Origin of the sequence: Streptomyces sp. KR55, assembly GCF_052245645.1 — a bacterium.
Classification (GTDB): Bacteria; Actinomycetota; Actinomycetes; order Streptomycetales; family Streptomycetaceae; genus Streptomyces; species Streptomyces flavusporus.
In genome coordinates, this window is the sequence record NZ_JBQQCE010000564.1 from 1 (window position 1) to 5,737 (window position 5,737).

A 5,737-nucleotide genomic window follows, 5' to 3' on the forward strand; every position below is an offset into this window, starting at 1 on the left:
TACAAAAACTTTTGGACGGAGACGAGCGCGGTATGCCGTGCGTCAGCCAACCCCAACAGGCTCCCACCGACGTTCGGGGCAGCCGCCACCAGCGTCAGCCGGCCAGACGGCAAACCTCCCGTCGCCGCATCCAGTCCGGGCAACCCGAACGTGGTGCTGCCGACCGGGCCTGAGGTGAGTGCGGCGCCGATGGCGTCGCCCAGCGTGGCGAGCCTGCGCGGCGCGCTCTCGCGTTCCGAATGGCCTTGGCTGTTCACCGCACCTCCTGCGGGCGCCGCGCCCATGGCCGCGGCCGGATCGGATGAGGGGGTACCGGAGACGACGTCGGCGGGCAGCAGCACCGCGACCGGTGTGGTGTTCCGCAGGAGCACCTGCGGCTGACCCTGAGCCGCCCGCGTGATGAGGTCACCGAAGTCCTTCTGCGCCGCGCTGAGAACGTGGGACGGCAGTACCTCGGTCTTCCGCGCTGCCGGAAGCCGGTCGAGCGGCGCCAGCAGAACGCGATCCTGCCGCTTCTGGCCCTTGTAGATCAGGGTCGTGCGCCCGTCTTCCTCGGCGCGCTTGACCAGGGCGTAGAGGGCGTTGCGTGCCTCGGTCGCGGTCATCGCGGACTCTTCGTACGCTGGCTGACTCACTCACCCTCCCAGACCTGTCAACTCACCACCATGATAGCAGTATCCACACAATTAAGAATCAAAGTCACACCTATTTCCGCAAACTCCACTCATTAGAGAGGGGCTTCGGTGTGAGTTGACCGCTGCGAGCACGAGGTTCCCCGGAGTGTCGAGCGCGGCCGGGTACAGACCGAAGGCCGGGACCTTCAACACCGGTCCCGGCCTTCCACTCACGTCTCCCGCAGACGATCACACCCCGCCTGGCGCGGCCTCAGCTCCCTGCCGCCGGCTCCTGCTCCGGCACTTCGGGCGCGTCGTTGTACGCAAGGTGCCCGATGTTCGCGCTAGTTGACACTTGGTCGCGATGGTTGCCACCCGGTGGCCTCAAGATTGAGAAGCGGCCCCACGTGGCAGTCTCTTCTGAGCTCACTTTGCGATCTTGGGCCGGAATGAGTTTTGACCCCAGCCAGGAGCAGCGAGTCAGGCCCCTCATGGCCAGCGGAAACCATTTCTGTTGGCAGGGGCGGTTGCGCGAGCATGCCCCAGTGACCTTGTTGCGGTGCGCTGGAGGCGTCTGATGGATGCGAGCCCCAAGCCCAGGCCCAGGCTGATCTTGCTGTGTGGGCTTCCTGGCTCCGGGAAGACGACACTGGCCAAGCGCCTGGCGAGAGAGATTCCGGCGGTGCGTCTGTGTCCGGACGAATGGATGGCGGATCTCGGCATCGACCTGTTCGATGAGCGAACGCGCGACCGGCTTGAGAGGCGGTTTTGGGGCCATGCCCAGGAACTGTTGAGGCTCGGACAGACGGTGATCCTGGAGTACGGCTTCTGGGCGCGATCTGAACGGGATGAAAAGCGGTTGGCAGCACGCGAACTCGGGGTTCCGGTTGAACTCCACTACCTTGCCGCGCCCATCGATGAGCTGTGCCGCCGCCTCGAAGCCCGCAGCCGGGAAGGGGGACCGGGGACCGTCCCGGTCAGCCGTGAGTTGCTTGAGGAGTATGTGAAGCTCTTCCAGGCACCCAGCGATGACGAGCTCGGTCTCTTCGACGAACAGCCTCCGTGCCGACATGGATAACTGGGACCTTCCAGCAAGCGTGGCCGGGTCGTGGGGGTGGCCAGGCTCGGGCCGACCTGCCGAAAGGGCGAGTCAACTGGGGGCTTGCCGTTGCAGCCGGATTTGAGCCAGGCGGTGGGTGTCGGTCCCGGCGTCGATGCGTGCTGCGAATTCGTTCGCGTATGCCTCGATCTGCTCGCGGAGAGCTGTGTAGAGCTGCGACGGACTGCTGCGGATGAGATAGATCCACTTGTCCCAGGTGACCCTGGAGCCGGTCCAGCTTTTCCTGGTGTCCTCGCGCGGCGCGGTGCCGCGTCCCGGCCGGTCATTCGAACGGCAGTACCGTTATGGGGTGGCGAAAGACGAGACGGTATACGACTTCCCGAAGGACCTCATCGAGGCCCAGGACGAGCTTGATGAGGTACGAGGCGAGCTGAAGAAGCTGCCCAAGAAGCAGCCCTGGTCCGTCGAGCCGCTGCCCGCATGGACGACCCACGAGAACGCCTGGCGGACCTCCTCCCGCCCCGATTCCCCCGGTTGGGACTCTGTCGACCAGCAGCGCATCGGCACGCTGCGGGCGCGGGAAGTTGAACTCGCCGCTCTGATCGTCGGCCATTCCTTCTGGAAGGGCATCGCGGCCGAAGAGCGAACACCAGCACGCGATCAGCTCAAGCACCACCGCGAGCGGACGACCGTCGTGGCCTAGCCCCTTCTTGCCGCACGTGGCCGTCAGAGCTGGCCCCGCCACCGGGCTCCTGCCGGATGGCCTTTGGTGGCCTGAACCATCGAGCACGTCGAAGACCCGGCTGTGCGGGACGGCGTGGGTTCAGTCCCGGATCATTGGTTCGGTACGGGTCGCTCGGTGCCCATGGGGTGTTCGGTGAGGGCGGCGAGCAGGTCGGCCGGATCGGGGGTGGCTCCCGCGGCGAGGTAGCGGATTCCCTCGCCTGTCGGGGGCCCGGCGGTGTCTGGGCCGAGAGGGTGGCGTCGGCTCGGTGAGGTGCGCCAGCCGTGCCGTTCATCCCAGGCCAACGCGGGTACGGGAGCGCCGGGTTCAAGGACGATTGCCGCGACGCACACGTCGCCGGCGAGCAGCTGCACGGCGGGTGGCTCGCCAGATGCGCTCCAGCCGGCTTCCTCGAGCTTCTGGGCAACGGCGGCGAGGTAGGGGGCTATGGCCCGGGCGCGCTGCTCGGCCTCGGCTAGGACGAGTGCGCGTCGTACGGCGCCGCCGGGGTAGCCCAGATGCTTCGCGGCCTGCTGCGGTGTCAGGGAGGCGTCGCTGTCCAGGAGGTCGGCAATCCGCTCTGCGCGCAGCTGGGCGAGGGCGTGCTGCGCGGTGTCCCGGTGCACGTGGAGGGCGTCGACGACCGCCGCGGAGCTGATGGCGGGGTCCGTGTCCAGGAGCTGGGCGACCTTCTCGCGGACCTGCTCGCGCGGTACGAGGTCGCCGACGCCTTTCGGCCGGCCTCCTGCTGTAGCCGGCTTCTTCTGCCGGGAGGTCTTAAAGCGATGCACGATGCCACGCGGCCAGTGCTCCACTCCTCCCACGGTCACCATGTGCTCGGCCAGATGCGGGTCACCCTTATAGGTGTCCCAGGTCCGCGGGGAGATGCCGACGACTGCTGCGGCCTCACGGCGGTCCAGCAGGTCCTCCTCGTCGTCAGTGTCCGAGAGTTCGGGGATCGGCTCGCCTGCCTCGTACGCGTCGACCTGCTCGCCGTCGAACAGTAACGTGCGCGACCCGCTGGAGCTGATCGGCGCGGGAAACCCTTCTGCGGCGTACGCTTTGGCGTTGAGGTAGCTCTGCAGCTTCACCTTCTTACGCTCGGCCAAATCGGCAAGCGTGCGCACCAGGTGGCGCCGTCCTGCACGGATCATCCAGGCCTCCCAGCCCCACGGGCTCAAGGCCCAGATCCTCCACGCGCGCTTCATCCGAAAAACGGTACCGAACTTACCTCAACCGCAGGCAGTCGCTACACCTGCAGCGTCCAGTTGTCGTAGAGCACCCAGACGTGCGCCACGATCCCTCCTCTTTCTCGGCGTTGTGATTGCGGCATGGACGTCAGCGACGGCAGGCCGCCGCGCAGGGGGTACCGAATGCCGCGGACAACGGCCCTCCCCCTGTTACTGCGACCCAGCCTTCTGGCACTGGAGTCGACGGTTACCGGCGGGGGCGGGATCGCCGCGCGCGACGCAGCCACCGTCTCAGTGCCGAGAGACGTCCGCCCTCGCCCAGATCGGGCGGCGGGTAGGGCGGCAGGGGTGGCCAGGCCGTCTTCGGCTGCGGCGGATCCGGTCTGCGAAGGCCAGCGGCTGCGCGGGGAACGTCGGAATTCCTGGTGCAGGCGGCCCGGCCGGTGTCCCTTTCCTTGATCCTCCCTCAACTCCCAGGGTCTCCCCGTCGGCTTGGCGTCATTACTTTCGCCCGCCGGGATTCGGGCGCGGCTGCGCGGCATGTTGCGGCCGCCGACGCCAGCGGCTTCCCGGACACCCACCCGAGAGTAAGAGTATGCGGTACAGTTTTCTCGATCAGAGTTGATGCTGCGTGCTCCGACCAGCCGCGTTGTGAATGGACCGCTTGAGGTTCCGCCGGGTTCCTGGAGGATCGGTGAGAGAACGGAACATCGTGCCGGTAGTGCCGCCTCAGGAGCAGCACCGGATGCCGGAGTACGTGAACTCGCCACACAGTCCCGCGTTACCCCCGGGCACAGGCCCGGCCGCGCCTCTCGCAGCAGCTCCGGTCGGCGACTGGTCCGAGGATGTCCTGACCAAAACCGTCCTGCCCAGCGTCCTGGAAGGTGCGGTGCCCCAGACCCGTCCAGTAGTGGTGTACGTCCTGGGGCAACCAGGCAGCGGCAAGACCACGGTCGTCGACCTCGTGCACGCCGCGCTGGCGGCGCGGGGCGGTGCGGTGCGGGTGGACCGCGACACCTACAAGAACGTCCACCCCCACCACAGCCAGTACCTGCTGGAGGACGTGCGCACCGCCGGGGAGCGGGTCCGGCCGGAGACGTACTGGTGGCAGGCCGTGGTGGAGGCCCGGGTGCGCGAAGGCCGCTACGACGCAGTGGTGGAGGTACCGGTGTCCCGCCCGGAGGAGTTCCTCGCCGGTGCGGCCGCGTCCCGGCAAGTGGGCTACTGGGTGGAGGTCGTGGTCGTAGCCGCGTCCTGGGCGGTCAGCCAGCTCAGCACCCTGGAGCGGGACCTGCACCTTGTCCAGGAAGGCCGGGCGCCCCGGTACGTCTCGTGGGACAACCACGACATGTGCGCCGACGCACTGATCCCGACCATCGGCGCGGTCGAGGCCGGGAACCTGGCACACCGTGTGTTCGTCATCCGGCGCGGCACCGAGACGGCGATGGACGTCATCTACGCCAACGAACTCAACCCCGACGGGCGCTTGCTCCGCCCGGCAGACGCGCCAGGCGCAGTGCTCGCCGAGTGGCGACGGCCGTGGGGTGCCAGGGAGACGGGTCGGGTCCACCGTCAGCTCGCCGACGCCGAGCGGCGCCTGGCCGATCCCGCGCTGCCCGAGGACTGGATGCTTGCCCTGCGCCGCACCCCTGAGCGCGCCGCCGCGCTGGCCGAACCGGTCCGACGCATCGCACAGCCCCGCCTGGAGCCGCCCGGGGTGGACTATCACAGGCTCTCCGTCGAAGAACACAAGTGGATCTACGACGAGTTGATCGTGCCGTCCCTGGGGCCCATCACCCCGCAGGAGCAGCCGGTCGTCATCTACGTGCTGGCCCAGCCGGGCGCCGGCAAGTCGCGGGCCGCTCGGATGATCCTGAACAGCCTGCGTAGTCCCGTCCACATCAGAGGCGAGATCTTCAAGACGGCTCATCCGGACTACCTGCGACTGCTGCGCGAGGAGCCGCGCACGGCCTCGGCACGGATCCGTACCGACTACCGGACCTGGCAGGCCTGGTACGAGGCTTACGTGCGCCGGTGCCGCGGAAACATTGTCGTCGAGATCACCCCCGAGAGCCCTGCCCAGTTCGTGGCCCGCGCGGCCGCTGACCGGCAGGTGGGCTACCGGACGGGGCTGGTGGTCCTGGCGGTC

At 68.0% G+C, this 5,737-nt stretch carries 5 protein-coding genes; 3 read left to right on the plus strand and 2 right to left on the minus strand.

Annotation, left to right across the window (positions count from 1 at the left end):
- Positions 1–605, minus strand: a 605-nt coding sequence (locus ACTWQJ_RS45295) for a type II toxin-antitoxin system prevent-host-death family antitoxin (protein ID WP_443312221.1), incomplete at its 3' end; no start/stop codon positions are given.
- Between the two features lie 586 nt (positions 606–1,191).
- Between ACTWQJ_RS45295 and ACTWQJ_RS45300 the strand changes: the two genes are divergently transcribed.
- Positions 1,192–1,692, plus strand: a complete 501-nt coding sequence (locus ACTWQJ_RS45300) for an AAA family ATPase (protein WP_443312222.1) — start codon at positions 1,192–1,194, stop codon at positions 1,690–1,692.
- A 331-nt stretch (positions 1,693–2,023) separates the two neighbouring features.
- The gene (locus ACTWQJ_RS45305) at positions 2,024–2,377 is read left to right on the plus strand and encodes a hypothetical protein (RefSeq protein ID WP_443312223.1); all 354 of its coding nucleotides are present in this window, start codon (positions 2,024–2,026) and stop codon (positions 2,375–2,377) included.
- Positions 2,378–2,508: 131 nt separating this feature from the next.
- On the opposite strand, the gene ACTWQJ_RS45310 is transcribed toward ACTWQJ_RS45305, so the two are convergent.
- A complete protein-coding gene (locus ACTWQJ_RS45310) occupies positions 2,509–3,552 on the minus strand; it encodes a DUF6292 family protein (RefSeq protein WP_443312224.1) in 1,044 nt (347 codons plus the stop codon).
- A 925-nt stretch (positions 3,553–4,477) separates the two neighbouring features.
- Here ACTWQJ_RS45310 and ACTWQJ_RS45315 point away from each other — a divergent pair.
- Positions 4,478–5,737: zeta toxin family protein (locus ACTWQJ_RS45315; RefSeq protein WP_443312225.1), on the plus strand; the 1,260-nt coding region annotated here is incomplete at its 3' end.

Excerpts from the sequence above, each read along its gene's own strand:
- ACTWQJ_RS45310 (WP_443312224.1), bottom strand. The coding sequence starts at position 3,552 with ATGATCCGTGCAGGACGGCGCCACCTGGTGCGCACGCTTGCCGATTTG.
- ACTWQJ_RS45300 (WP_443312222.1), top strand. The coding sequence starts at position 1,192 with ATGGATGCGAGCCCCAAGCCCAGGCCCAGGCTGATCTTGCTGTGTGGG.